Raw genomic sequence first — 26798 nt, forward strand, 5'->3', positions numbered from 1 at the left:
TGTCGACCTACAAGTCCAGTCCCTGTTTCTTGTATTCGTTGAGCTTGTTGCGCAGGGTGCGCACGGAGATGCCCAGGAGCTCGGCCGCGCGGGTGCGGTTGCCGGTGGTCTCTTCCAGGCTTTTCAGGATGAGCCGCTTTTCCATTTCATGCAGCGGCATGACCGACATGGCCTCGTCCGGGGTGGACGGGGGCGCGGCCTCGCAGGCGGCCTGCTGGTCCGCGTCGATGGCCGACAGATCGTCCGGGGTCCACTGCTCGTCGCCCATGAGGAAGTGGCGGGGCCGGATGGGGCCCTGGCCCGCCAGGAGCACGGCCCGCTCCATGAGGTTCTGCAACTCGCGCACGTTGCCGGGCCAGTCGTAGTCCATGAGCCATTTCCTGGCCTCGTCCGTGAAGGCGAGCCTGGCCAGCCCGTAGGCGGCGGTGAACTTGTTGGTGAAGAATTCGGCCAGCAGGAGCACGTCGTCGCCCCGGTCCTTGAGCGCGGGCAGGGCCAGGGGGATGACGTTCAGCCGGTAGTAGAGGTCCTGGCGGAACTTGCCTTCCTTGACCGTGTCCTCGATGCGCCGGTTGGTGGTGGCCAGGACGCGCACGTCCACTTTGACCGTGTCCACGCCGCCCACGCGGTCGAACTCGGACTCCTGGAGCACGCGCAGCAGCTTGGCCTGGAGGCCCAGGTCCATCTCGGTGATCTCGTCCAGCAGGATGGTCCCGCCGTCGGCTAGCTCGAACTTGCCGAGCTTGCGCTGGATGGCCCCGGTGAACGCGCCCTTTTCGTGGCCGAAGAGTTCGCTCTCCAGCAGGTGCTCGGGCAGGGCTGCGCAGTTGATGGCGACAAAGGGCTTGTCCGTGCGGTCGGAGTTGTGGTGCAGGTAGCGGGCGAACATCTCCTTGCCGGTGCCGGACTCGCCGGAGATGAGCACGGTCGCCTTGGACCCGGCCACCTGCTTGGCCAGGGCGAGCACGCGCAGCACGGCGGTGTGGCGGCCGATGATCTGAAATTTGCCGGGGGGCGAGCCGTTGCCGGCGGGCGCGGCCTGCGCCTTGGGCGGGCAGGGGGTGGCTTCGGGTTCCGGCTCGGGTTCGTCGGCGGGCAGGACCATCTGGATCTTTTCCCAGGCCAGGGGCTCGATCCAGTAGTCGCGCGCGCCGAGTTCGAGAAACTCCGTGGCCTGTTCGGCGTTGCCCGAGGCGGAGAAGATGACCACGGGCGGGAATCCCGGGGTCTCGGCCGCCTTGGCGAGGAACGCCTTGGCGTCGAACCCCTGCAGCCTCGGACGGCAGAAGACCAGGCAGGGCCGGGACTTCTTGATGAACCCGAGGGCCCCGTTGAGGTTGTCGGCCAAACCCGCCTGCAACCCGGCCTTCTGCAAGGTGGGGAAGATGGCGGTCACGGACTGCGGCTCCGCGATGAATAGGACTGTTTTGGCCGTCATGGTCACTTCTATTAGCGGTATCTCGGAAAGTTTACAAGGGGTTCGCGTACTTGTCCACCTGCCGTAACCGGACAGCCCCATTGGGGCCTGCTCCATCCTTTCTTGCCCAGGTCCCGCCCATCTGCTACTTCTCGGAAGCCCGAGCGCAAACGAGAAAAAATACGATGAGCATATCCATACCCGTCCTTTGCTACCACAACGTGTCCGACGTGAACGGGCACACGCCCGAGATGTTTCGGGAACACCTCGACGCCATGACCGATGCGGGCTGGCGGGCCATCTCGGCCCGCGACCTGCTGGCCGTGACGCGCGGGGAGATGAAGCCCCCGAGAAAATCCCTGGTCCTGACCTTTGACGACGGCCACGTGTCCAACTGGATCACCGTGGTGCCGGAGCTGGAAAAGCGGAACATGACCGGGACCTTCTTCGCCCTTACGGACTTCACCGTGCCCGGCGGGGCGCGTACCGCCGGGACCGCGCCCGAAATGTTCCCCATGAAGCAGGCCTTCCGGGCCGCCTTCGTGGACAACGACTTTTCCCAGTTCATCAACGAATCCGAAATCCGGGCCATGCTCGACAAGGGCATGGAGGTCTTCGCCCATGGCTGCCGCCACCAGGCGGCCTTCATGAACCTCGCGCCGGACGGACATCTCGGGGACGGTATAACGCACTGGGGCGGCTGGTCCATCTACCCCGGCCACAACGATTTCTGGCCGACCTTCAAGCCGGGCAGCGGGTATGTCTACGACGGGTTCTGGCCCCAATTCGAGGACGGGAACGGCCCACGCTTCGTCAAGCGGACCGAGGACGAGCGCCGCGAATTCTGTCGCCGGGATTTCAGGCGGAGCATGGAGCGCATTCGTGAACTGAACGGGCTGGACGAGCAGCTCTTTTGCTGGCCGTGGGGCCAGTTCGATCCGGTTTGCGAGGGCGAATTGAAGGCGGCCGGGTTCGCCGGGGCCTTCACCCTGGAGCGGAGCGCCAACACCCGGGGCACGGACCCGTTCCGGCTCAACCGGCTCGGCGTGGCCGCCAAGAAGGACGGCCAGTGGGTGCAGACCCGGTTGCGCATGTACGGCACGACCGCCCCGGCCCGTGTGTTCTTCAAGAAATACCGCAAGAAGCCGGAGGTGTCCTCCGTGCTCTACGCCACGGACTCTAACAAGCTGTCCGGCGGTAGCCGCCAGATGGTCAACAACATCAAAGCCATGGCGGACATGGGGTTGAAGGTCTACGCCCTGGTCACCCCGGACACGGCCATCAACGGAGCCCTCGACCCTTTGAAGGGCGAGAACGTGGAGGTCATCCATTATGACGGCTTCAGCCGGTACATGGAGGCCGGGAAGTTTCTCAAGGCGTTGATCGCGGAAAAACGCATCGACGTGGTCCACACCTTCCACAACCGGGCGTACAAGATGGGTGTGCTGGCCCGGCTGTTGGGCGCGAAGTTCAAACTGTTCATCAATCGGGGGGTCATTTCCAGGCCCAACTCCGTGTTCTTCCTGTGGACCGCGCTGTCCGACGGGGTCATAGCCAACTCGGCCCAGTGCGCCGAGGTCATGCGCAAGTACTGGGTGCGCAAGAAGCGGTTGAACGTGGTTTACAACGCCTACGCCGGGCCGGATTTCGGCGAGCCCAAGCCGCGCAAGAAGCGGGGCACGCGCTACATCTACGTGGGCAACGCGGCGGACATCAAGGGGTTCGACGTCTTTCTCAAGGCCGCCGATCGCCTCTGCGAAGGCGGCGCTCGCGATCTGGAATTCGTGGGCGTGGGCGTGGGCGAGGACAAGCTCGCCAAGTTCGACGGCATCTTCACCCCGGTCGTGCGCGAGCGCTACCGCAATGCGGGCGAGATATCCCACGCCGAGGTCCTGGACGAGCTGCGCTTCGCCGACGTCCTGGTCATCACCTCGCGCAAGGAAAGCCTGCCCAACGCCCTGCTCGAAGGGTTCGATCTCGGCCTGCCCGCCGTGTGCACCCGCGTGGGCGGCATCCCCGAGGTGGTCCGCGACAACGTCAACGGCTTTCTCTGCGCGTCGGAAGACGCGGACTGCCTGGCCGACAAGATGCGCCTGCTGGCCGAGGACCCGCCCAAGCGGTTCGCCCTGGGATTGGCGGGCCGCCGGGTGGTGCGCAGTCTGCTCACGCCCGAGGCCAAGGGGCGCAACCTGATGCGCGTGTACATGGGCGGGCGGCTGTACGAGCCCCTGCCCGTGGAGGACATGGCCGAGCCCGAGCCGTCCGCCGAAGGCTCTGGCGAACCTTCAGGGATGGAGGAACATCCCCATGAGCACGGACCGCGCTGACGCCCCCGCCGTCTTCTGGCGCAACCTGCCCGAAGATCTCAAGGCGCTGCTGCGTCTGGGGTTCGTGGGCAAGTCCCATCTCTTTGAAGTGGCCGGGCGCAGTCTGCGCCCGGGCCGGGAAGACCTGGCCCCGGTGGCCCGCGACGCCCTGAACCGGCTGGCCGCCGACCATCCGCTGAACGGCGGGCTGGCAGCCGAACTGCTGGCCGCCGAACCGGCCGTGGCCCTGCTGGCTCCGCCGACCGTGGCCAGGCTGCGCGTCCTGGCCGATCACTGGGCGCGTCCGGCCGACACCGGCCCGCTCCTCGATGTCCTGAACTCCCGCGACGTTGAACGCACCCGCGCCTTTCTGGACCGGGCCGTGCGCGACGAGCCCGGCAACCTGTTCTGGCGTGAGCAGGCCGCCGCCGCGGGCGCGGTGGGCAACGACCCGGAGTTCGTCTTCGCCTGCCTGGCCGTTCCCGCCCCTGAACCGGCGGCTCCGGTCCTGTCCGCCGCCGTGGAGCAGACCCGGAATCTCTTCGCCTCCAAGGAACCCCCGGCCCCGGAGGAACTGCTGGCCGCCGCCCGAAAGTCCCCGTGGAACGCGAACCTGGTCCTGCGCGCCTTTGACACGCTCTCGGGCGTCGCCGACCGCCGTGAACCACTGCCGGGTCGGACCGCCGTGCTGCTCTATTCCTGGAACAAGGCGGACGAGCTCGACGCCACCCTGGCCTCGCTGCTGGCCTCGGACCTGATCGGAGTCTCGGTCTTTGTCCTGGACAACGGGTCCATGGACAATACCGCCGAGGTTCTGGACCGCCGCGAACCGCAGTTTGCGGACGCGCTGGGCGCGGACCGGTTCACGAGAATTTCCCTGCCGGTGAACATCGGGGCCGCCGCCGCGCGCAACTGGCTGCTCCACCTGGACGCGGTGCGGGAGCATGATTTCTGCTGTTATCTCGACGACGACGTGGAGCTGCCGCCCGACTGGCTGCTCCGTCTCGGCGCGGCGGTGCATCGCTATCCCGGTGCGGGCGTGTGGGGCTGCAAGGTCGTCAGCCATGCCAATCCGCTGTGCATCCAGAGCGCGGACAGCCATCTGTTCATGGACCACACGGCCTGCGTGGACCTGAACCGGCTGGATCCCAACCCGTTCCGGCTCTCGGGGCTGCACGCCCAGACCCTGGACACCGGCGGTTTCGACTTCATGCGCCCGTGCGCCTCGGTCACCGGCTGCTGCCACCTGTTCCGCACCAAGGTCCTGCTCGAATCCGGCGACTTCGCCATCCAGCTTTCCCCGTCCCAGTACGACGACATGGAGCACGATCTGCGGCTGTGCGAGGCGGGCCTGTTCGCGGTCTACCAGGGCCACCTGGCCGTGCACCACAAGAAGAACACCGGCGCGGCGTCCCTGACCTCGGCCCGGGAGCATGGCAACGCGCTGGGCAACAAGTACAAGATGCAGACCATGCACACCCGCGCCGATATCGCCGACGCCCTCAAGGCCGAACAGGCCCTGCTCGAAGCCGACCTCCTCGAAAAGCTCGAATACCTCGAGGGGGTGTAGGGGGGCCGCCTGCGGCGGGCCTATGTGCTCTCCTTCATATCGTCCGCGCATCCGCGTCAGGGCTTGTGATTATGTCGGTACATTGCGCTTCGTTGGTCCGCGCATCCGCGTCGGGACTTTGGGCTGTTCTCCTTACATTGTATTTCGCCTTTACGGCGACTTCCTTTTTTGCTGGCGCAGAAAAAAGGAAGCAAAAACTGCGCTGTGGTGCGAACGCGCGGAAGCGGACCCAAGAGCCCGTAGGCGGCTTTCGCTGGCCGGATCGATGTCTGCTGCGCAGACGCGATCCGGCCGACGCTTCGTCGCCGGAGACGGGCTCTAGGGTCCGCTTCCGATTGCTGGCCTCCGTAAGAAAGGAATGGGCTGCAGCGTTCTGCGTGGCGTAATGCCCGGCAGCAACTCATTGAAGCTCCCGTGGAGCGCCTCGGACGCCCGCGTCCGACAGCGGCTCTCCCCCGCGTCGCGCCAAGGCACGCCCAAATGCTTCCCGCCGCACCTCTTCCCTTCACCCAAACGAGCCCTTGATCGGGGGATTAGAAGGTGACGATGAGGGTCGGCGGCTCTTCGATTCAGAGCGAGCGCAGCGAGCCTTGAATCGGGAGCCGACCCGAATCGATCAGCTTCTTATCCCCCGATCTCCGGGCGGCCGCCCAACACTCCAAGGCCCTTTTTTTCGTCTATTTTTTTGGGCCAGCAAAAAAATGGACCCCGCCGGGAGGGCATGGAGCTAGTGCGGGGGCGCAGCCCCGCACAGCGGCTCTACGCGGCGCAGCCGCGTTCTTCGGCGCACGGAAGGCATCCGGCAACTTGCCGATATCCATGCCGACTCAAGGCGGGAGGGGATTCCCTCTTAATGAAGGAAGGGGGGCGGTTACCGGAGCAACAGTTGTTGCCCCTTGGAGAAACACCGCTTGCGGACCAGGTTGGTGACAATCAGCGCCCCCACGGCAGTGGAGGCCACCAGCATCAACATGACCACGATCTGGTAGCGGATGGCGATGAGCGGATCGGTGCCGGACAGTATCTGGCCGGTCATCATCCCGGGCAGAGACACTAACCCCACGGCCATCAGGGAGTTGATGGACGGGATCATGCCCGCGCGGATGGCCCCGGCCATGATCTCCCGCGAGGCCTCGCGATAGTCCGCGCCCAGCGCGAGCTTCATCTCCACCTCGCCGCGACGGGCCTTGAGGTCCGAGAAAAGCCGGTCCAGACAGATGGAGATGGCGGTCATGGAGTTGCCCACGATCATGCCCGCCAGGGGAATGAAATACTGCGGCGTCCACCACGGCCTGGCCCCCACGATGGCCCCGGTGACCACCATGGTGACCAGGGAGTAGGACACGAGCATGGACAGGAAGGTGGGCGCGGTGAACGGGATGGTCCGCTCCTTGACCCTCCCCCGGATGATGTGCACGGCGGCGGCGACCATGAAGGCGTACAGGAGCAGGACCAGCCAGGAGACGCGCACCTCGAAGACGAACTTGAGCACGTACCCCATGAGGAAGAGCTGGGCAAAGGTGCGCACCGTGCCCACGGCCAGGTCGCGGCCCAGGCCGAGCTTCTGGACAAAGGAGGTCGCGCCCGCCAAAAGCACGAAGCCGAGGCAGAGCGCCAGCTGCAGGGGGCCTATCTCGATGATGTGCGGGGTCATGACAGGGCCAGCCTTTTGTTCTCCAGGGTGATGAAATGGGTCACGCCCTCGGGCACGGTCTCGGAATGGGAGATCATGACCACGGTCACGCCGCTCTCGGCCAGCCCCCGCGTGCGGTCCAGGACCACCCCGGCCGAGTGGGCGTCCAGGGAGGCCGTGGGCTCGTCCAGCAGGACCGCCTCGGGCGAGAGGAGCAGGGAGCGGGTCAGGCAGACCCGCTGGGCCTGGCCCACGGAAAGCTTGTCCGCCGGGGAGTCCAGAGTCACGCCGTCCAGGAGGAAGCCGGACAGCTGGGCGGCCATCTCTACGTCGGACGGCGGGGTCAGCCTCGCGTTGGCCTTGAACGAAAAGGGCAGGAGCAGGTTGTCGCGCACCGTGCCGGGCAAGAGCGTGGGCAGCTGCTGTACGTAGGCCACGCAGCGGCGCAGTTCGGCTGGGGGGATGGCGTCTATGGGCGTTCCCTTGAAGGTGATGGTCCCGGCCTGAGCCTCTTCCAGGCGGCAGAGCAGGCGCAGCAGGGTGGACTTGCCCGAGCCGGACGGACCGCGCAGGAGGTGGTAGCCGCCCGTTGCCAGGGTGAGCGAGGCGTCTTCGAGGATGGCCGGACCGTCCGGATAGGCGAAGGAGACCCGGTCCAGGGCGAGGGACATGGCGGCTAGCCCGACTTCTTTTCGAGGAATTCCATGAAGCGGAGGGCCACGTCCATGTTCGGGTCGATCTCCAGGGCGCGTTGCAGATTTTCCCGGCACTCGGCCTCGTCGCCCCGTTCGCAGTAGGCCCTGGCGATGTTGTAGAACAGGTTCTCGTCGTCCTCGGTGATGGTCAGGGCGCGGGTGTAGTACTCCACGGCCTGGTCCGTGAGCCCGGACTTGCGCAGGCTGATGCCGAACTCGTTGAACAGGTGCTTGTGCTCCGGGGCGAAGGCCGCGTCCAGGGCGACCAGGCGCTTGAAGATGTCGGCCGCCTTATCCGCGTCGCCGCGCGCCATGTAGGTCAGGCCCAGGCCGAAGTTGGCCCGCACGTTCTGCACGTCCAGGACCAGGGCGGCCTCGTATTCGAATTGGGCGGAGTAGAAGGCCCCCTGGTCGCGCTGCTTCTCGGCCCGCACGATGGTGGCGTCGAGTTCGCGCATGCGCGGAAAGACCTCGGTGTGGTAGAACTCGATCTCCGGGTTGAACCGGGAGAGGAAGTCGGGCAGGGGGACCGGCTCCTTGGGGCCGGTGGGGACGTTCTTGCTGTTCAGGGGACGGACCTGGATCACGCGGGTGCCGTCGCTGTCGGGCTCGCCCTCTTCGGCGAACCAGTAGGCCTTCTGCACGGTCTTGCGCTGGGTGGTGCCGGTGCCCACCTGGGACACGGACTCGGTGGAGAACGCGCCGTAGATCTTCTCCACGCGGACGTCATCGGGGATCCGGGGGCGTTTCCCCCGGCCGTTTTTTTTCTTGGGGCTCGGGCCCAGGGTCAGGATTTCTTCGGCGGTCACGTCATAGCCTCTCGTTCACAAAAAAAATCGGGCGAAGCTAAAAGATACACCCGGCCCATTCGGATGGCAACCAGTCTAACGGTTGAGCCGGATGGTTTCCCAAAATGGTGACAATCTTCCTTATATCCGATACACGCAGGGGCGACAGTCCGTCCCCGACGTTTCTGTCAGCATCGGAAGAGTCCCTGCGCCAGCATTTGTGCCATCGACAACGGAGAACATTACATGAGTACTATCGGGAAGAGGATTCGCGCCTATCGTGAGAAGCAGAATCTGAGCATCGAGGATCTGTCCAACAGAACCACCCTGTCCGAGGACTTCATCCGTGCCGTGGAAGAGGAGGACATGTACCCCTCCCTGCGGCCCCTGGTTAAGCTGGCCCGGGCCCTAGGCGTACGATTGGGAACCTTCCTGGACGATCAGGTTTCGAGCGACCCGCTGATCACCCGCCTGGCCGAGCGCGAGGAGGAACTGGTCATGCACCCGGACGGCAAGGAGACCGGGCTGATCTTCCACTCCCTGGGAAAAGGCAAGACCGACCGCCATATGGAGCCGTTCTTCGTCGAACTGCTGCCCGAGTCGTGCAAGGACGACGCCCTGTCCTCCCACGAGGGCGAGGAGTTCATCGTGGTCCACTCCGGCAAGCTGCGGGTGCGCTACGGGCAGGAGGAGCAGATCCTCGAGCCCGGCGACTCCATCTATTTCAACTCCATCGTGCCCCACAACGTGGCCTGCGGCGGAGCGGAAAAGGCCGAGATCTACGCGGTCCTGTATTTCCCTGAATAAGGAGGGTGTATGAGCGCACTTCGAGAAATCACCCTCGGCAATCTGCTGAAGGAGACCGCCGGGAAATATCCGGATAACGAGGCCGTGGTCTATGTGGACCGCGACTTCCGCCTGACCTACGCCGAGTTCGACGAGCTGACCGACACCATCGCTAAGGGGCTGATGGGGCTGGGCGTGAAAAAGGGCGAGAAGGTGGCCGTGTGGGCCAACAACGTGCCCTACTGGGTGGCGTTGCAGTTCGCCACGGCCAAGATCGGGGCGGTCCTGCTCACGGTCAACACCCACTACCGGTCCCATGAATTGGAGTACCTGCTGCAGCACTCCGAGACCGAGAACCTGTTCATCATCGGCCAGTACCGCGACCACGATTACCTGACCACCACCTACGAGCAGATCCCGGAACTGCGCACCCAGGAGCGCGGCCAGCTGAAAACCGACAAGTTCCCGCACCTGAAGCGGGTCTTCTACCTGGGCCACCAGAAGCACCGGGGCATGTACTCCATCCCCGAGCTGCAGGCCATGGCCGCCATGGTCACGGACGAGCAGTACGCCGAGCGCCAGGCCGAGCTCGACCCGCACGACGTGGTCAACATGCAGTACACCTCGGGCACCACCGGGTTTCCCAAGGGCGTGCAGCTGACCCACTACAACATCGTCAACAACGGCTACTGGATCGGCGCGAACCAGAAGTTCGTGCCCGGCGACCGGCTCTGCCTGACCGTGCCCCTGTTCCACTGCTTCGGCTGCGTGCTCGGGGTCATGGCCTCGGTCAACCACGGGGTGACCATGGTCATCCTGGAGGACTTCGTGCCGCTGGAGGTCATGGCCGCCATCGACCAGGAGCGGTGTACCGCCGTGTACGGCGTGCCGACCATGTACATCGCCATTCTCGACCACCCGCTGTTCCCGCGCTTCGACTACTCGTCGCTGCGCACCGGGATCATGGCCGGTTCCCCCTGTCCGGTGGAGGTCATGAAGCGGGTCATCGACAAGATGAACATGCGCGAGATCACCATCTGCTACGGGCTGACCGAATCCAGCCCGGTCATGAGCCAGACCGTGGTCGGCGACTCCCTCAAGCACATGACCGAGACCGTGGGCCGGGCCATGCCCGAGGTGGAGGTCCGCGTGGTGGACCCCGAGACCTACGAGGAGTGTCCTCCGGGCGTGGTCGGCGAGGTCTGCTGCCGGGGCTACCTGGTCATGAAGGGCTATTACAACAACGACAAGGCCACCGAGGCAGCCATCGACAAGGACGGCTGGCTGCATTCGGGCGACCTGGGCGTCATGGACGAGGACGGCTACCTGACCATCACCGGCCGTCTCAAGGACATGATCATCCGGGGCGGCGAGAACATCTACCCGCGCGAGATCGAGGAATTCCTCTATTCCATGGACGGGGTCCTGGACGTGCAGGTGGCCGGCGTGCCGAGCCGGAAGTTCGGCGAGGAGTGCGGCGCCTTCGTCATCCGCAAGGGAGACGCGGACATCGAGGCCGAGGACGTCATCGACTACTGCCGGGGCAAGATCGCGCGGTACAAGATACCCAAGTACGTCACCTTTGTGGACGCCTACCCCATGACCGCATCGGGCAAGATCCAGAAATACAAGCTGCGCGACATGGCCGCCGAACTGTGGCCCGACGCGTAGCGAGCAAATGAATATCACGGGGGGACTTCCGGCAGGGAGGTCCCCCCGGAACCTCTTGCCGCTCGCGTCGGCAAGAGGTAGGCCTTGTGGACGCGTCGCCGTCCCCGGCCGGTCCGGGGTGGAGCCCGGCCGCCGGAGTCATCATCTTTCCAGGAGGTATGGAATGGAACAGTACAAGGAGATCGCGCCCCGTCTGGTGGGCGTGCGCGAGGGCGTCGGCTGGACGCCCAAGGAGATGGCCGACCTGCTCGGGGTGTCCGAGGAAAAGGTCACGGCCTACGAATCCGGGACCGTGGAGATCCCGGTGGGCTACCTGCTCGACGTCTCCCGGCTTTGCCGGGTGGACCTGACCACGCTCATCTCCGGCCGCGAACCGCACCTGAAGTCCTATTCCCTGGTGCGCAGGGACGAGGGATTCGCCGTGGACCGGCGCAAGGACTACGACTACAAGTCGCTGGGCTACAAGTTCGCCGGACGCGAGATGGAGCCGTTCCTGATCGTGGTTCCGGCCAAGTCCGGCGAGGAGATGGTCGAGACCTCCCATCGGGGCCAGGAGTTCATCTATGTGCTCGAAGGCCGTCTCGAGGTGCGCCTGGGCGGCGAGCCGATCATCGTCGAACCCGGCGACTCGCTCTATTTCAATTCGGAAACGCCCCACGCCCTGCGCGGCCTGGACGGCAACTCCGTCCGTTTTCTCGACGTGATTCTATAGGGTTGGCCGGGGACTCCCCGACCCGCCCGGAATAAGTTGACCGATTTTTGTTGCGGAAAAAATCACGAAAGCTGATCAGAATCACGGAGATATACAACCCATGTTTACCAAAGAAGAATACGCCGATTACAAGGATTTTTGCGCGCGGTTCACGCCCGAGTGCCCCGACAACTTCAACTTCGCCTTCGACGTCCTGGACGCCAAGGACCCCAAGGCCCCGGCGCTGATCCACGTGGACGACAACTACAACCGGCGCGACCTGGACTTTGGTTTCTTCCAGGAGTCCTCGTCCAGGCTGGCCAACGCCCTGGCCGCCCAGGGTGTGAAGAAGGGCGACCGGGTCATGGTCATCCTCTACCGGCGGCTGGAATACTGGGTGACCATGCTCGCCCTGCACCGCATCGGCGCGGTGCCCATCCCGTCCCCGTCCCTGCTGACCAAGAAGGACATCCGCGAGCGCGTCAACTACGCGGGCATCTCGACCATGGTCTGCGAGGACTCCATCGTGGAGCGGGTGGACCAGGCCCGGCCCGACTGCCCCGGCCTGAACCTGCTGGTCCAGGTGGAGGGCAAGGCCGAAAACGGCTGGCTCGACTACGGCGAGCTGCTCGCCTCGGGCGACCCGAGCTTTCCGCGCACTCCGGACTCTCCGGGCGGCGACGACCCCCTGGTCATCTTCTTTTCCAGCGGCACCACCGGTCTGCCCAAGATGGTCCTGCACAACCACAAGTACGCCGCGTCCCACTACACCACGGGCGCGCTGTGGCACGACCTGGAAGAGGGCGACGTGCACCTGACCGTGTCGGACACGGGCTGGGGCAAGTCGGTCTGGGGCAAGTTCTACGGCCAGTGGATGGCCGGTTCGATCATCTTCGTCTGGGACTTCCGGGGCAAGTTCCACCCCGGCGACCTGCTCAAGGTCATGGCCGACAACAAGATCACCACCTTCTGCGCGCCGCCGACCATCTACCGGTTCCTGGTGCGCGAGGACCTTTCCCAATACGACCTCTCGTCCCTGCGCCACTGCACCACGGCGGGCGAACTGCTCAACGACTCGGTCTTCCACGCCTGGGAAAAGGCGGTGGGCATGCCCATCTACGAGGGCTACGGCCAGACCGAGACCACCCTGCAGGTGGCCACTTTCAAGTTCATGGAGCCCAAGCCCGGTTCCATCGGCAAGCCGGTGCCCGGCTGGGACATCGCGCTCATGGACGAGGAGGGCGAGAAGGTGCCCCAGGGCGAGGAGGGCGAGATCTGCATCAACATCCAGTCCCCGGTGCTCGGCCTGTTCGACTCCTACATGGACGAGCCGGAAAAGACCGCCAGCGTCAAGTTCGACGGCTGGTACCACACCGGCGACAAGGCGTGGGCCGACGAGGACGGCTACCTCTGGTTCATGGGCCGTACCGACGACCTGATCAAGTCCTCGGGCTACCGCATCGGACCGTTCGAGGTGGAGTCCGCCCTGGTGGCCCACGAGGCGGTCATCGAGGCCGCGGTCACCGGCCTGCCCGACGACGTGCGCGGCCAGCTGGTCAAGGCCACGGTGGTGCTCGCCCCGGGCTACGTGGGCGACGAGAAGCTGACCAAGCAGCTCCAGGCGTTCGTCCGCGAACTGACCGCGCCCTACAAGTACCCGCGCGTCATCGACTACGTGGACGAGCTGCCCAAGACCATCTCCGGCAAGATCAAGCGCAAGGAGATCCGCGAGGCCGACCTCGCCAGACTGGCCAAGTAAACGGCATCCGCATAAGATTTAGCCGACCGCCCGGCGAGGAGGACCATTCCTCCTCGCCGGGCTTTCTCTTGTTCCCTCTCGCAACGACGGATGGCCCGAAAAACGGTTCCATTCCAGCCGGTGAGCCTGGTCGATATTGGCGCGATGTGTGGTTCTTGCGGCGGTGATCGGATTAAAGAATAACAAAAAAGAATACTTGATCAATGCTGCCCGACGTCATAACGGCATGTTCAACAAATAGGAATTTTTCCCGTTTGAGCCAGGAATTTTCCCTGTATCGAAATGCTAAAGCCAATAAAGCCAATGGGGCCGCCATGTATAATCGCCTGACAGTCCTTGTTTTCGCCTGTTTCCTGTTCCTGCCGTCCTGCCAGCACAACCTCGGCGACACGTCCGCCCCGCAAGCAGACGGGCCGGTGGATCTGCACTATGGGCCGGGCACGATGAACCTGCGTACGGCCATCAACGTGACGGTCGGCATGAACGGGGCGGAAGGGCAGGAGATCCCGGTCATCTCCTTTGACGGCCATTACACGATCAAGCGGAGTGGTTCGCGTCTCGCCTGGAGCATCGTCCTGGACAACCAGCAAACGCTCGGGGCTCCTCCGGCCCCGGCGCCGTTCTATTCGGTGTCCTTCACCACCGACGCCAAGGGGCGGAACATGGCCGACAAGGTCGTGCATGAGGTGCCGGGCAAGGACGAGATGGGGTTGGGCGAGACCGTCCTGCTCGGTATCGAACTTCCGCTGGAAAAGATCGTCAAGGGGCAACCGTCCATCGCCGTGCCGGTCGAGGCCCTGCAAGGCAAGGAGCTGCAGTTGATCCTTCCGGAACAGTCCCCCGCGTATATCTTTGACGGGGTGAAGGAGATCGACGGCAGGGAGTGCTACGCGTTTTCCTACGAGAGCGAGCTGACCGTCAGGCAGGACGGCGGTGAATACCCCGGTTCCATGCGCCTCTCCACGGTGTACAGCAAGCAGATGCTTCCGGTGAGCGAGACGAGCGAGCTGACCATGAACGGGCCCATGGAGAACATGGTCACGAAACTGGTCGGCACGGCCCGGGTGGTGACCCCGGAGGAGGCGGCGGCGGAGCAGGCCAAGGCCTTGGACGATCTGCGTACGGCACTGAAGAACGCCCCCCTGCAGCAGGTCACCGAGCCCATGACCTTCCGTTACGTTCCGTCCTCGGTCCGGCTCAAGGCCGTAGCGACCCTGTCCGCAGGGAAAAAGGGCAAGACCGGGGTCAAGCTCCCCTTCTTGGAGTTCATCATGCGGATCGACACCGCCGATCAGGGGCAGAGGATGGCGTGGAACGTGGAAATGTCCGACCTGAAGCTGCTGGGCAAGCCGCTGGAGTTGCCGGAGGCGCTCGGCTTTGCATTCACCACCGATGAACACGGCCGCGACATCCGCGATTTCCAGGACAATACGGGCGCGGATATCCTGACCGTGGCCGACATGCAGAGCGATTTCATCATCCCCGAGGGCGCGTACAAGTCCGGGGACGTCTGCATGCCCGTGAGGATGAAGGGCAAGAATACGAACATGCGGTATGATTTCCCGGAGGGCCAGGGGTTCGTCTTTCAGGGGGTGAAGCAGCTCGACTCCATGCGGGTGGGCATGTTCACCGCGGATATCGACCACTTCACGGGTACGGTCAAGGGAGCGAAGGGGGAGGATGTGGTCCGCCACGGCAGCCTGACCATGGTGCGCTACTACGACCTCGAGACCATGATGCCGCTGTGGTTCGACGGCAAGGTGGTCCTGGACATGACCGAGGGAACCCTGACGACCAGGGGCGGTATGGTCCGGATTATGGACTGATCCGTGGCCCGGCCAGATACGGTCCGGCCTACGATACCTCGCGCGGTCCGTTCGCCACGGGCCGCGCTTTTTTTCAAGGCTGTCTCCGGAAATCCCCTTTATCCGCTTTCGGGACAATCGAACCAAGCTTAACCGCTACCTCTACTTTCAATCCAAGGGATCAGCCATGAACTCCCGTATCGTCGCGCTCCTTTTCCTCTTCCTTTCGCTCCTGCCGTCCTGCGGACACAACCCCGGAGACCTGCAAGGCCGGGCAGACGACGCTTCGGTGAACCTTGAATACTCCTATGGAATGGCGATCATTCATATGGAAATCACCGGGACGGCGACCGGGGAGGGGGAGGAGGAATCGCCCCCGGTGGTCTCCTACGACGCGCATTACACGGTGCAGAGGGCCGGCGGTTGGCGCCTTGCCTGGGACATCGTCCTGGACAATCTGTGGTTGTTCGGCGAGTCCAAGGGAGCCTCCCCCTTCTATTCCGTGTCCTTCACTTCCGACGCCAAGGGCCGTGACGTGGCCGACATGGTCGAACATGATGTGGCTTTTGACGACGTGCTCCACCTGGGCGATGCCGTGCTGAAGGGGCTCGCTCTGCCCCCGGGAAAGACTGCGGTGGGCGAGCGGGCGATGCCCGTCAAGGTCGCGGCGTTGCGGTCCGGAGAGATGGAGCTGATCTTTCCGGAGCCGAATCCGGCGTACGTCTATGACGGTATGAAGGTGGTGGACGGCCGCAAATGCCACTCGTTTTCCTACAAGGGGGGCGTGACCGTCCGGCAAGGCGGCGTGGACACCCCCGGAGAGCTGTCCCTGACCTCCGTGCGGAACCGGGGCATGCTTCCGGTGGCGGAAGCGGGTACATTGGTCCCGCAGAATGATGCTCAGGATAATTTATTAAAATTATTGGGTAAAGCAAAACGCACGCCGAGCATAAGGGTGGCGGCAAAGAGTAAGGGAGCAAAACTGCTGGATGCGTTGCGGGACGCTCCGTTGCAGGCGGTCGCCGGGCCCGTTGAGTTTCGCTATTCCCCCGCGTTCTCCGGGCTCGCATCGACATCCGGGGTGCGCATAGCGGAAAAGGGCAGCAGGGCTGCCGGAGTCCCCGTTATGCTGCACTTACTAACGGCGAAAACCGCCGGAGGTGTGGACGATCTGGAGTGGACTCTCGGGACGTCCGGCCGGAAGGTCGCGGGCAAGGCGCTGCATTTGTCGCTTGGTATAGACATCCCGGGCTCGGCCTTGGAAGACAAGGATTTCGAGGCATTCGTGGACGGCCTCGCTCTCGGCGGCATACGCAATAACTTCGTCGTTCCCGAAGGCGTTCACCAAACGGGCGATGTCTGCATGCCGGTCGGATTTCTGCTGGATAATGCCCCGGCCGGGACCGGACTGTCCGCAGACAACGGGTATGTTTTCCTTGGCGTGAAAAAGGTCGAGGACAGGCGGGTGGCCGTCTTCAAGGCGGACATCGACCATTTTACCGTAAAAGACAAAACCACGGGCAGGGAATACGCCGGGAAGCTGTCGGACACGCGTTATTACGATCTCGAGACCATGAAGCCTTTGGGGGCCGATGGCAGGATACGGCTGGACCGGGGTAAAAGCGTCGTGAATATCCGGGTTCGCTTCACCGGCCATCGATAAGTCCGGGCGTCTGCCGCGAAATCGCTATCGTGACCCGCGCCCAGGCGCCCTACTGCTTCGTGCCCTTTTCCTCGGCCTCGGCGGCCTCGGCTTGGGCCACGCCCTCTTCGGTGAGCAGGCTCGCGTAGGCGTCCTTGAAGATCAGCTTGGTGGCCAGTTCGTCGGCCTTTTCGCCGAGCTCCATGAGCCGTTCCAGGAAGTCGAGGATGAGCAGGCGGCGTTCCTCCTCGCCGTTTTCGAACTCGAACTTGCAGTCGCCGGAGTCGAAGTAGTTGGCCACGCGTTCCAGGTAGTCGATGTCGAGCATGGGGTGTGCCTCCGTCAGTGGGCCCTAGTCGTGGTGATAGGGCATGTTTTTATGGATGGTCCCGGCGCGGTAGAGCTGCTCCAGGAGCAGGAGCCGGGCCAGTTCATGGGGCAGGGTCATGTCGGACAGCCGGATGGTGTGGCGGGCGGCCGCCTTGACCTCGTCCGACAGGCCGAACGGCCCGCCGATGACGAAGACCGGGCGCTGGTTGGGCGCGTCGGTCCACTGCTTGAGCTTCTTGGCCAGGGTGCGGCTGGTCAGCCGTTCTCCGAACTCGTCCAGGAGGATGAGCACGTCGCCGGGCTTGACCTTGGCCAGGATGCGCTCGCCCTCGACCTTGTTCTTGTCCGCCGGGGGCAGCTTGCCGGGCGCGTCCTTGATGACCGTCTCCTCCAGCTGGAAGAAGCGCGACAGCTTTTTCCAGTACAGGGCGCACCCGTCCCGGGAAAAGGACTCCTTGAGCTTGCCCACCCAGAGGAAACCGATCCTGCTCATCTACACGCTCTCAAGGCTGGCGGTCACGGTCTCGCCGTCGAAGTCGATGCGCACGAACCCGCCGCCCGCCAGCATGCCGGGGTTGATGACCGGGGTCCGCCCGATGCGGTCCGTGCCCGAGGCCTCGTGGATGTGGCCGGTCACGGCCAGGACGGGCTGGACCCGCTCCAGGAAGGCGCGCACGCCGGGGCTGCCCACGTGCTGGCCGTTGTCGAGACGGTCCACCACGGTATCCAGGGGCGGCTCGTGGATGATGCAGATGAGTTGTTTGAATCCGTTCGCCCGGGCATGGGTCTGGTCCAGCCACTGGGACAGGGTGGCTTCCGGGACCTCGCCGGGCGTACCGAACGGGGTCGGGGTGGACAGCCCCACGCCCATGAGCCCCAGGCCCGGGGCCAGCTCGCGCACGCGCAGGTGGATGTCCATGTCCTGTTCGCGGATGTAGGCGGTCACGCCGTCGGAATCCATGTTGCCGGGCTGGGCCAGGATGCGCGGGTTGAACCGGGCCACGGCGTCGAGCACGCGTTTGCCCGCCTCGCGGCCGCCCCGGTTGGTCAGGTCACCGGTGACGATGACCCCGTCGGCCTCGGCCAGGCCGGGCACGGACCCGAGCATGGCCGTTGATTCGTGTATATCGCCGAAGGCTATCCAGTACATTGGTTGCTCCTTTGCAAAGATCGCCTGACCCTAACGGCGGGGCGGTCCCGCGTCAACGCGGGCAAAGGAGTTATGGGGGACGCGGCGCTGTCCCGGCGGAATGATGCCGCCGGAATGACGGGCGATACGGGCCGCAGAATGGGACCGCCTACTTCTCGCAGCCTCCGGAGGTGGTCTTGAGGGCCAGCTCGGCCAACTCGGCCAGCCGCTGGTCCACCTTGCGGTACAGGGTGCCGAGCGGGTACTGGCCGTTCTTGCCGCGCGTGCCGCACTTGAGCCCGGTCAGGATGAACAGGGCCTCCTCGATGGACTTGACCGGGAAGATGTGGAACTTGCCTTCGTCCACGGCCCGGACGATCTCGTCCTTGAGCATCAGGTTGACCACGTTGTCGGCAGGCAGGATCACGCCCTGGCGGCCGGTCAGCTTGCGCCTGCGGCAGACCTCGAAGAACCCCTCGATCTTGCGGTTGACCCCGCCCACGGCCATGACCGCGCCGCTCTGCGAGACCGCGCCCGTCATGGCGTAGGACAGGTTGATGGGCGTGTCGGACAGGGCCGAGAGCAGGGAGGCCAGCTCCGCGCCCGAGGCCGAGTCGCCCTCGATGCCCGCGTAAGACTGCTCGAAGCACAACGACCCGGTCAGCACGATGGGCTTGTTCTGGGCGAACAGGCGCACCATGTAAGACTTGATGATCATCATGCCCTTGGTGTGGATGGGCCCGCCCAGCTGGGCCTCGCGCTCCAGGTCGAGGATGCCGCCGTGGCCCACGCCCACGGTGCACGAAATTTGGTGCGGCAGACCGAACTCGTAGTCCCCGAACAGGGTCACGGACAGCCCGTTGGCCCGGCCGATGGCGAACCCGTCGGTGTCCACCTTGATGACCTGGCGGTCGTAGTCGGCCATGAACTCCTCTTCATAGAGGTTCACGCGGTAGTCCTTGGCCCAGACCGCCTCGCTCATGGCCGTCTGGTCCACGGTCTCCTTGCCCGCCATGCGGGCCAGGGCCGAGGCCTCGATCATGCGCTCGCGGATCAGCGGGATGTACAGGGACAGCCTCTTCTGGTCCTCCACCAGCCGGGAGGCGAAGTCGATGAGTCCGGCCATGGCCTCGCGGGTCAGGGGCAGGACCCCGGCCTCGCGCGCGGTCTGGCCGATGATCGAGACATAGTTGCGGATGTTCGCCGCCGTGCGTGTGGCCGCGTGCTGCAGGTGCGCCTTGAGCTTGAAATACTTGGCGAAGCGGTCGTCGTTGTAGAGCAGGACCTCGTAGTGCTCGTCCGTGCCGATGAGGACCACCTTGAGGTCCAGGTCGATGGGCTCGGGCTGGATGGTCCGGGCGCGGACCTGCTCCGGGTCCACCGGATCCTCGATGCGCGACTGACCGGACCTGAGCGCCCGCAGCAGGCCTTCCCAGGAGCTCGGATTGGACAGCAGGTCTTCCACGTTGAGGATCAGGAACCCGCCGTTGGCCTGGTGCAGGGAGCCCGCCTTGATCAGGGTGAAGTCCGTGTACAGCGCGCCCATCTCGGCCTCGCGCTCGATGGAGCCGAGCAGGTTGAACGGCGTGGGGTGGTCCTCCACCACCACGGGCGCGCCCTTGGTCTTGCCGTTGTCCACGAACAGGTTGACCTCGAACCGGGTGAAAAAATCCTCGCCCGACGGCATGCCTTCGGGCAGCAGCCCGGCCAGGGAGGTGTCGCGCGGCATGAACTGGTCCACGTTGTCCACCACCTCGTCCACCAGGTCTTCGAAATAATCGGCCAGTCCCTCGATGTCCTTGAACTTGTCGGCGACAGGCGTGAAGCAGTCCTCCATGACCGTCTTGGCGGTCTCCCGCTGAAGGGCGCTCTCGGAGTCGCGCATTTCCATCTCGTTCTGGTTGATCTGGCGCAGGATGGAGCTGACCCCGGCCAGCAGCTCCTCGCCTTTGGCCTTGAGTTTCTTGCGCTGGGCGGGCTTGAGCTTGTCGAAATCCTTGTCCGAGACCACCTCGCCGTCCACGATGGGCGACAGGGTCAGTACGCCCTCGTCGTCCAGGGAGAGGGAGAAATTCTCCTTCTCGGCCGTGTCGTCCATCTCGTTGAACAGTTCCTCGCGCTTGGCGTTGAACTTCTTGACGATGCGCTCGTGCTTCTTCTGGAAGGTGTCCTTCTCGAACCTAGCCGGAATCTCCTGGCGGATGTGGGTCATGGCCTTGGTCTGGGCCAGCTTGAACTTGCGTCCCCGTCCGGCGGGCAGGGACAGGGCGATGGGCTTGTCGCTGTCCTCGAAGTTGTACAGGTAGACCCAGTCCACCGGCGGTGCGGCCTTGGCCGCGGCGGGCTTGAGGAACGACTTCACGAAATACGTGCGGCCCATGTTCGGCTCGCCCGCCACGTAGAGGTTGTGCTCGTTGCCCCTGATCTCCAGCGCCAGGGACAGGGCGTGGATCGCCCTCGGCTGCAATTGGGAATAGACGTTTCGCGCCGGAACGTCGGCGCTGGTGGCGTAGGGGATGGTGGCCGGGTCCATGGCCGCCCGCAGCTTGGAGCCGGGCAGGCTTTTGGGAAGGGTCGTTTTGGTCATCGGTACTCGTTCAGGTTGATTTTGCACGGCGTTCGCACCGTACCCCGTTTCTAAGCCCTTTCCCCCCGCTTGTCACCATTTGCGTGGCGGGGAAATCCGGCAGGGCGGGCGTGGGGAGGGGAGCGGTCGAGCCGGCCTATACTTCGGGCTCAGGGTGTGAAAACGGCCCGGCGCGCGGGCTAGCGGATGTAGTTGGGCAGGTTGAGAAAGAGATTGGTGGTGTAGGCCGTCATCTTGTCCATGATCCATGGGAAGGCCAGGAGCAGGGCGATGAAGATGGCGATGATCTTGGGCACCATGGTCAGGGTCATCTCCTGGATCTGGGTGGCGGCCTGGATGATGGAGATGAAGATACCCACGGCCATGCCGATGCCGAGCATGGGCAGGGAGATGACCAGGGTCATCTCGATGGCCTGTCTGGCGAATCCGACCACGAATTCCGGTGTCATGTCAGGCCCTCCTTGCCGGGGCGGTTGAGGTTACGGGGCATCCGCAGGGCGGACCACTCCCCGGGCAACGCGGCGCGCGCGGTCACTGGAAGGTGTTGACCAGCGAGCCCACCAGCAGGTTCCAGCCGTCGATGAGGATGAACAGGAGAATCTTGAACGGCAGCGAGATCATGACCGGCGGCAGCATCATCATGCCCATGGCCAGCAGGATGGAGGCCACGACCATGTCCAGGATGAGAAACGGGATGTAGATCAGAAAGCCTATGGTGAAGCCGGTCTTCAGTTCCGAGATGGTATAGGCGGCCACCAGCATGATGGTCGGCACTTGCTCCTTGTTCTCGGGACGCGGCTCCTTGGTGATGGAATAGAAGATGGACAGGTCCTTCTCGCGGGTGTGCTTGAACATGAACTCGCGGATGGGGACCTGTGCGCGGTCCAGCGCCTCGGTGAAATTGATGGTCTCGTTCATGTACGGCTGGAGCGCGGTCTCGTTGATGGTCTTGCCCACCGGATACATGATGACCATGGTCATGAAGATGGCCAGGGCCGCCAGAATCTGGTTGGGCGGCATCTGCTGCGTGCCCATGGCCTGCCGAATGAAATGGAAGACGATGATGATCCGGGTGAAGGAGGTCATGGTCAGCATGATGGCCGGGGCCAGGGACAGAATGGTCAGCAGGAAGAGGATCTCGAGCAGGGTCGAGACGTCCTGCGGGTCCGCCTGTCCGGCGGCCAGCTCCATGGTCAGCTTGGGAATGACCGGGGCCTGGGCCCAGGCCAGGGCCGGGAGCAGCACGGCGGCCAGCACCGTCAGCAGGGTGACGAGACGCCTGGTGCTAGTCACGGTCCGCGCTCCTCTTGAGCACCGAGGCGAACGACTTGCGCTGGGCGGGCTCCTTTTCCGGAGCCGCCTCTTCCTCGGCCAGCAGGGTGACGTTGTGCTCGGTCACGCCGAGCAGCAGGTCCTTGTCGCGGTAGCGGACAACGGCCACGGACTGGCGGTTGCCGAGCATCAGCCGGTTGACCAGCCTGGGGCCGTTGGGGCCGGAGGAGGTCAGCGCGCCGGGCACGCCGAATCGCTTGAGCAGCCAGTAGGCCAGAAAAATGACGCCGAGCAGCAGGAAGAGGTATCCGGCCGTGGTCAGGATGGTGGTTCCCGAATCCACTGCCGGAAGCTGCATGGGGGCGGCCGCGGCGCCGACCTGGGCCGGGCTAGCCAAGCTGTTTCACCCGCTCGATGGGGCTGATGATGTCCGTCAGCCGGATGCCGAACTTCTCGTTGATGACCACGGCCTCGCCGCGCGCCACCAGCTTGCCGTTGACGTAGATCTCCAGCGGTTCGCCGGCCAGCTTGTTCAGCTCGACCACCGAGCCCTGGCCCAGCTGCAGCAGTTCGTTGATCAGCAGCTTGGTGCGGCCCAGTTCGGCCGAGACCTCCAGCGGGATGTCCAGGATGAAATCCAGGTCGCGCTTGCCCGAGGAGCTGCCCGCCTTGGCGTCGGGGCCCATGTCGGTCAGATCGTAGTCGTGGGTCTGGGTGGACAGGAAGGCCTGTTCCTTCTCGTGCCTGACCTCTTCCTGTTCGGTCTCGGCCAGGGCGGCGGCCCATTCGTCGGCCAGGGTCTCGTCGTCGTTGCCCACGTCGGCGCTGCCCGCTTCCGACGGATCGGTCACGTTTTCCAGGTTTCCCAGCGGATCGTCGTCCGTGTCGCCGCCGTCCAACAGGGCGTCGGCCCACTCCTGTGCGAGTTTGTCCTGATCTTCAGCCATGTCGCTCACCTCGTTAAATTCGTTATTCGCGGTCGGGCCGTCAAAAACCGGGACGGTCCGCTACGGAACTAGCAAGAAGCGTGCTACTGGATGACCATTTCCGTGATATAGACCCGAAGCACCCCGCCGTTGCCGATGATCTGGTTCAGGCGGTCCGCGATCTCCTGCTTGAGCTCAACCTTGGCCTGCATGGTGGACAATCCCTCGTACGTCTTGCTCGAAAGCAGCAGGAGCAGGGTGTCCTTGATCTTGGCCTCGTACTTGGTCAGGGCGGCCTGGGCGTCGGCGTCGCGCACCTCCACCTCCACCCCGAGCTTGAGGTAGCGGCGGCCCAGCGGGTCGGCCAGGTTCACCAGGAACGTGGGCAGGGCCACCATCTGGCCCTCCAGCTGCTCGGCGGGCTTGCCCGGATCGCCCGCGGCGTCCTGTTGCGCCGCCGGGTCCTCCGAGGGCGCGGCAAAAAACATTTTGTATCCGAACCAGCCGCCCACACCCAGCGCCGCCAGCAAGACGACGATGATGATCCACTTGAGCAGGCCGCCCTTTTTCTTTTTCCCTTCTTCCTGGGCCAGTTCTTCTTGAGCCATGGCAGTTCCCTTTCCCGCTGGTTGTTATCAATCCCTTATCGTCAATCTTCCCATTTTTCCAGACTAACTTTAGACACGTCAGTAGCCGCCGATGGGCCGGGCGGTCTTGAGCAGTATCTCCACCCGCCGGTTCTTGGGCGACTCCACGGGCCTGCCCAGCTCGTTGATGACCGGGAAGGCGTCGCCGTAGGCGGACAGGGAGAAGCGCGAATTGGGCACGCCCTTGTCCACCAGGAAGGCGAGCACGGCCAGGGCCCGGTCCCCGGACAGTTCCAGCGGGGTCTGGGTGGCGTCGGACGCGTCCGAGTACCCGGCCACGTTGATGGGTGCGTCGGTCTCGGTCATCATCGGCACCAGCCGGGCGATGAGGTACTTACCCTTGTCGGATAGCTCGAAGCCGCCCGGGGCGAAGAGTATCCGGTCGGTGAAGACCAGGGCCACGCCGTCCTGCTTGGCCAGGACGTCGAGGTTGTCGTCCAGGTCGGCCTTGTTGATCTCCTCGGGCAGCGTGTCGTCCGGGAAGAGCAGGTCCTTGAGGCGCTGCTGCTTTTCCAGGACCTCCCACGGCTTTTCCATGAGCTCGACGATGAGCCGCTCCTTGGCGTTGACCCGGCCCGAGCCGCGTTTGTCGAGCAGGCCGAGGTCCGCGGTGGTCAGGGTCACCTTGGTCAGGATGGAGTTGTCCATGGAGGCCATGGTCAGGAGCAGGACGAAAAAGGTCAGCAGCAGGGTCATCAGGTCCGAGAACGTGACCAGCCACAGGGCGATGGGCGGACAGGGCGCTTCCTTCTTGTTCTTGCCCATGGCTTAGCGCAGCTCCCCGGGCGTGGAGACGTCGAACTCGAAGCCGTCCACGGTCATGGCGTCATTGCGCTCGGGCTGCGCGGGCAGGGCCTCGACGATGCGGTCGCCCAACCGGCTGGAGCGCTTGTCCAGGACGATGTCCACCCGCCGGTTGCGGGCGCGGTTCTCCGGGGTGTCCGGCGGATAGTGCGGCCGGTACTTGCCGAACGCCTCCACCCGGAGCATGTCCGGGCTCATGCCGTTGTCGAGCAGGTAGCGGTAGATGGTCAGGGTACGGTTGAGCGAGAGCTTCCAGGACAGGTCCGGGTTGGCCTCGTCATCGCCGGACTGGTAGTTGAGCCCGCGCTCGTCGCGCAGGTCCGAGGTGTGCCCTGCCAGGAGCAGGGGGTACTTGACCTGCGTGAGCAGGGGCAGGAAGCCGTTCAGGGTGGCCCTCCCCTGGTCGCTCAGGGTGTAGCCGTCCGGGCCGAAGAGCAGGCTGGCGTTGATGGACAGGATCTGGACGAAGCGGCTGGAGGAGAAGTTGATGTCCTTGTCCACGTTCTCCCATTTCAGGGATTGCAGGGGCTCCAGGTCGCCGGTGTCCATGGGGCCGGGCTCCACGGTCTTCTTGGTGTCCTTCTTGGTGAAGGCGTCGTAGCCCTGCCGGTTGAAACCGAAGGTGCCGATGATGGAGCCCAGCGCCACCAGCTTGCGCCGCTGGTCGATGGTGGCCATGGACACGAGCAGGATGAAGAAGGTCAGCATCAGGGTCATGCAGTCCGCGAACGTGACCATCCACAGCGGCATTTCCTCGCAGACCTGTTTTAACTTCTTCTTTGCCATGGCGCGCCCCCTCGGGCGGGATGGTTATTCGGAGACGATGCGGTCCTTGGGCGGGAGGTAGCTGTTCAGCTTCTCCTCGATGATACGCGGGTTCTCGCCCTTGGAGATGGACAGGATGCCCTCCATGATCATCTCGCGCAAGAGGATCTCCTCCTTGCTGCGCGCCTTGAGCTTGCCCGCCATGGGCATGAGCACGAGGTTGGCGATGATCGCCCCGTACAGGGTGGTCAGCAGGGCCACGGCCATGGCCGGGCCGATGGACGACGGGTCGCTCATGGTCTGGAGCATCTGCACCAGGCCGATGACCGTGCCGATCATGCCCATGGCCGGGGCCAGGGTGCCCAGGGCGGAGACCACATCCGCGCCGGTGGCGTGGCGTTCGGCCAGATAGGAGATTTCCGTCTCCAGGATCTCCTGGATGGTCTGGGGCTCCAGGCCGTCCACGGTCAGCTGCAGCCCCTTGCGCATGTAGTCGTCGTCGATTTCCTTGATCAGCGGCTCAAGCGACAGGATGCCCTCGCGGCGGGCGCGGTTGGCGTAGTCCTTGAAGCGGTCGATGATCTCGGCCGGGGAATCCAGGCTGGAGAAAAAGGTGTTCTTGATGACCCCGATGACGCCGATGATGTAGTTCATAGGGTAGTTGACCAGCCCGGCCCCGATGGTGCCGCCCACCACGATGAGCAGGGAGGGCACGGACACGAAGATGATCAGACTGGAGCCGGTCATGATGGCCGACAGGACCAGTCCGAACGAAAGGACGATGCCGATTATGGTACCCAGATCCATGCTGTCTCCGCTTTAGTTCTCAGTCGCGCGGCGGCCGCGCTCCGAAAATCCGCGTGCCGATGCGCACCAGTGTCGCGCCCTCCTGCACGGCCGGGACGAAGTCCCCGGTCATGCCCATGGACAGGTGCGGCAGGTCCATGCCCAGGCGCGTCCGCAGTGCTTCATGCAGTTCCCGCAGCCGGGCGAACACCGGCCGGGCGCGCTCGGGATCGTCGAAAAACGGCGGCATCGTCATCAATCCGACGAGCCGCAGCCCCTCCATGCCCAGGACCGCCTCGGCCAGTTCCGGCAGTTTATCCACCGTGATTCCGGACTTTTGCGTTTCTCCCGCAATGTTCACCTGAATCAGGATGTCCTGGACCGTATCCAGGCTCACCGCCTTTTTATGCAATGCCTGCGCCAGCTTGGAGGAATCCACGCTGTGCACCAGGGCGAACTTCCCGGCCACGTACTTGGCCTTGTTGGACTGCAGGCCGCCGATGAAATGCCAGTCGACGTTCAGCCCGGCCAGTTCCTCCTGCTTGGACAGGGCCTCCTGCACGTAGTTCTCGCCGAACTCGGTCTGGCCGGTTTCGGCCAGGTCCCGGATGTCCGAGGCGGGGTGCAGCTTGGAGACCGCCACCAGGGTCACGTCCTCGGGTGCGCGGCCCGCTTGTTTCGCGGCCTGGGCCAGCGCCTGCCTGACCTCGGCCGCCCGTTCGGCCAATTCCTGTTGTCTCTGACTCATGCTTGTTCCGTACGCCGGAGCCGGGCCGTCGGCCCGTTAAA

Annotated in this window: 25 protein-coding genes; 8 read left to right on the forward strand and 17 right to left on the reverse strand. The window is 64.4% G+C overall.

Features of this window, described 5'->3' with window-relative positions:
* Nucleotides 1-7: 7 nt before the first annotated feature.
* Entirely contained in the window at nt 8-1438 is a 1431-nt protein-coding gene (locus ACR42D_RS02155) for a sigma-54 dependent transcriptional regulator (RefSeq protein ID WP_484565234.1), read from the reverse strand.
* A gap of 164 nt (nt 1439-1602) precedes the next feature.
* Here ACR42D_RS02155 and ACR42D_RS02160 point away from each other — a divergent pair, with 164 nt between their 5' ends.
* Both ACR42D_RS02160 and ACR42D_RS02165 read left to right on the forward strand, forming a co-directional pair.
* Nucleotides 1603-3744, forward strand: a complete 2142-nt coding sequence (locus ACR42D_RS02160; RefSeq protein WP_484565235.1) for a glycosyltransferase — start codon at nt 1603-1605, stop codon at nt 3742-3744.
* Complete coding sequence (locus ACR42D_RS02165) at nt 3725-5293, forward strand: glycosyltransferase family A protein (RefSeq protein WP_484565236.1); 1569 nt, start codon at nt 3725-3727, stop codon at nt 5291-5293. Before ACR42D_RS02160 ends, ACR42D_RS02165 begins: the two co-directional genes overlap by 20 nt.
* A gap of 871 nt (nt 5294-6164) precedes the next feature.
* Here ACR42D_RS02165 and ACR42D_RS02170 read toward each other — a convergent pair.
* Genes ACR42D_RS02170 through ACR42D_RS02180 form a run of 3 tightly spaced genes read right to left on the reverse strand, consistent with a single transcriptional unit; the run spans nt 6165 to nt 8430 of the window.
* The gene (locus ACR42D_RS02170; protein ID WP_484565237.1) at nt 6165-6947 is read right to left on the reverse strand and encodes an ABC transporter permease; all 783 of its coding nucleotides are present in this window, start codon (nt 6945-6947) and stop codon (nt 6165-6167) included.
* A complete protein-coding gene (locus ACR42D_RS02175) occupies nt 6944-7597 on the reverse strand; it encodes an ABC transporter ATP-binding protein (RefSeq protein WP_484565238.1) in 654 nt (217 codons plus the stop codon). The genes ACR42D_RS02170 and ACR42D_RS02175 overlap by 4 nt, the downstream gene beginning before the upstream one ends.
* A gap of 5 nt (nt 7598-7602) precedes the next feature.
* Nucleotides 7603-8430, reverse strand: coding sequence for a tetratricopeptide repeat protein (locus ACR42D_RS02180; protein ID WP_484565239.1), 828 nt, complete (start codon nt 8428-8430; stop codon nt 7603-7605).
* Between the two features lie 225 nt (nt 8431-8655).
* On the opposite strand from ACR42D_RS02180, the gene ACR42D_RS02185 reads away from it, so the two are divergent.
* The 6 genes from ACR42D_RS02185 to ACR42D_RS02210 all read left to right on the forward strand — a co-directional run bounded on the left by ACR42D_RS02185 (nt 8656) and on the right by ACR42D_RS02210 (nt 16784).
* Nucleotides 8656-9216, forward strand: coding sequence for a helix-turn-helix domain-containing protein (locus tag ACR42D_RS02185; protein ID WP_319582287.1), 561 nt, complete (start codon nt 8656-8658; stop codon nt 9214-9216).
* Between the two features lie 9 nt (nt 9217-9225).
* Nucleotides 9226-10866, forward strand: coding sequence for an AMP-binding protein (locus ACR42D_RS02190; protein ID WP_484565240.1), 1641 nt, complete (start codon nt 9226-9228; stop codon nt 10864-10866).
* Between the two features lie 163 nt (nt 10867-11029).
* Nucleotides 11030-11578, forward strand: a complete 549-nt coding sequence (locus tag ACR42D_RS02195; protein ID WP_484565241.1) for a helix-turn-helix domain-containing protein — start codon at nt 11030-11032, stop codon at nt 11576-11578.
* Nucleotides 11579-11678: 100 nt separating this feature from the next.
* Nucleotides 11679-13316 (forward strand): AMP-binding protein, encoded by a 1638-nt coding sequence (locus ACR42D_RS02200; RefSeq protein ID WP_484565242.1) that lies wholly within the window; start codon nt 11679-11681, stop codon nt 13314-13316.
* 314 nt (nt 13317-13630) lie between these two features.
* The gene (locus tag ACR42D_RS02205; protein WP_484565243.1) at nt 13631-15142 is read left to right on the forward strand and encodes a hypothetical protein; all 1512 of its coding nucleotides are present in this window, start codon (nt 13631-13633) and stop codon (nt 15140-15142) included.
* 166 nt (nt 15143-15308) lie between these two features.
* Nucleotides 15309-16784 (forward strand): hypothetical protein, encoded by a 1476-nt coding sequence (locus ACR42D_RS02210; protein WP_484565244.1) that lies wholly within the window; start codon nt 15309-15311, stop codon nt 16782-16784.
* Between the two features lie 49 nt (nt 16785-16833).
* Here the strand turns inward: ACR42D_RS02210 and ACR42D_RS02215 are convergent, their stop codons facing one another.
* The 13 genes from ACR42D_RS02215 to ACR42D_RS02275 all read right to left on the reverse strand — a co-directional run bounded on the left by ACR42D_RS02215 (nt 16834) and on the right by ACR42D_RS02275 (nt 26757).
* A complete protein-coding gene (locus ACR42D_RS02215) occupies nt 16834-17091 on the reverse strand; it encodes a hypothetical protein (RefSeq protein WP_484565245.1) in 258 nt (85 codons plus the stop codon).
* Nucleotides 17092-17115: 24 nt separating this feature from the next.
* Nucleotides 17116-17586 (reverse strand): 23S rRNA (pseudouridine(1915)-N(3))-methyltransferase RlmH, encoded by a 471-nt coding sequence (locus tag ACR42D_RS02220; protein ID WP_484565246.1) that lies wholly within the window; start codon nt 17584-17586, stop codon nt 17116-17118.
* Nucleotides 17587-18243 (reverse strand): metallophosphoesterase family protein, encoded by a 657-nt coding sequence (locus ACR42D_RS02225; RefSeq protein WP_484565247.1) that lies wholly within the window; start codon nt 18241-18243, stop codon nt 17587-17589.
* A 148-nt stretch (nt 18244-18391) separates the two neighbouring features.
* A complete protein-coding gene (locus tag ACR42D_RS02230) occupies nt 18392-20809 on the reverse strand; it encodes a Lon protease family protein (RefSeq protein WP_484565248.1) in 2418 nt (805 codons plus the stop codon).
* A 179-nt stretch (nt 20810-20988) separates the two neighbouring features.
* On the reverse strand, nt 20989-21258 hold the full coding sequence (fliQ, locus tag ACR42D_RS02235) for a flagellar biosynthesis protein FliQ (protein ID WP_319582273.1): 270 nt from the start codon (nt 21256-21258) through the stop codon (nt 20989-20991).
* A gap of 82 nt (nt 21259-21340) precedes the next feature.
* Nucleotides 21341-22000, reverse strand: a complete 660-nt coding sequence (gene fliP / locus ACR42D_RS02240) for a flagellar type III secretion system pore protein FliP (RefSeq protein ID WP_484568432.1) — start codon at nt 21998-22000, stop codon at nt 21341-21343.
* A 94-nt stretch (nt 22001-22094) separates the two neighbouring features.
* Nucleotides 22095-22439, reverse strand: a complete 345-nt coding sequence (fliO, locus tag ACR42D_RS02245) for a flagellar biosynthetic protein FliO (protein WP_484565249.1) — start codon at nt 22437-22439, stop codon at nt 22095-22097.
* 31 nt (nt 22440-22470) lie between these two features.
* Nucleotides 22471-23028 carry a flagellar motor switch protein FliN gene (gene fliN, locus ACR42D_RS02250; RefSeq protein WP_484565250.1) on the reverse strand — a complete coding sequence of 186 codons (558 nt, stop codon included), beginning with the start codon at nt 23026-23028 and terminating at the stop codon, nt 22471-22473.
* 83 nt (nt 23029-23111) lie between these two features.
* Complete coding sequence (locus tag ACR42D_RS02255) at nt 23112-23615, reverse strand: flagellar basal body-associated FliL family protein (protein WP_484565251.1); 504 nt, start codon at nt 23613-23615, stop codon at nt 23112-23114.
* 78 nt (nt 23616-23693) lie between these two features.
* Nucleotides 23694-24419, reverse strand: coding sequence for an OmpA/MotB family protein (locus ACR42D_RS02260; RefSeq protein WP_484565252.1), 726 nt, complete (start codon nt 24417-24419; stop codon nt 23694-23696).
* Nucleotides 24420-24422: 3 nt separating this feature from the next.
* The gene (locus tag ACR42D_RS02265) at nt 24423-25244 is read right to left on the reverse strand and encodes an OmpA/MotB family protein (RefSeq protein WP_484565253.1); all 822 of its coding nucleotides are present in this window, start codon (nt 25242-25244) and stop codon (nt 24423-24425) included.
* A gap of 24 nt (nt 25245-25268) precedes the next feature.
* On the reverse strand, nt 25269-26030 hold the full coding sequence (locus ACR42D_RS02270) for a motility protein A (RefSeq protein ID WP_484565254.1): 762 nt from the start codon (nt 26028-26030) through the stop codon (nt 25269-25271).
* Between the two features lie 19 nt (nt 26031-26049).
* On the reverse strand, nt 26050-26757 hold the full coding sequence (locus tag ACR42D_RS02275) for a YggS family pyridoxal phosphate-dependent enzyme (RefSeq protein WP_484565255.1): 708 nt from the start codon (nt 26755-26757) through the stop codon (nt 26050-26052).
* Nucleotides 26758-26798 lie beyond the last annotated feature (41 nt).

The sequence above is a fragment of the Pseudodesulfovibrio sp. lm2024 genome (assembly GCF_051175575.1).
GTDB lineage: Bacteria > Desulfobacterota > Desulfovibrionia > Desulfovibrionales > Desulfovibrionaceae > Pseudodesulfovibrio > Pseudodesulfovibrio caledoniensis.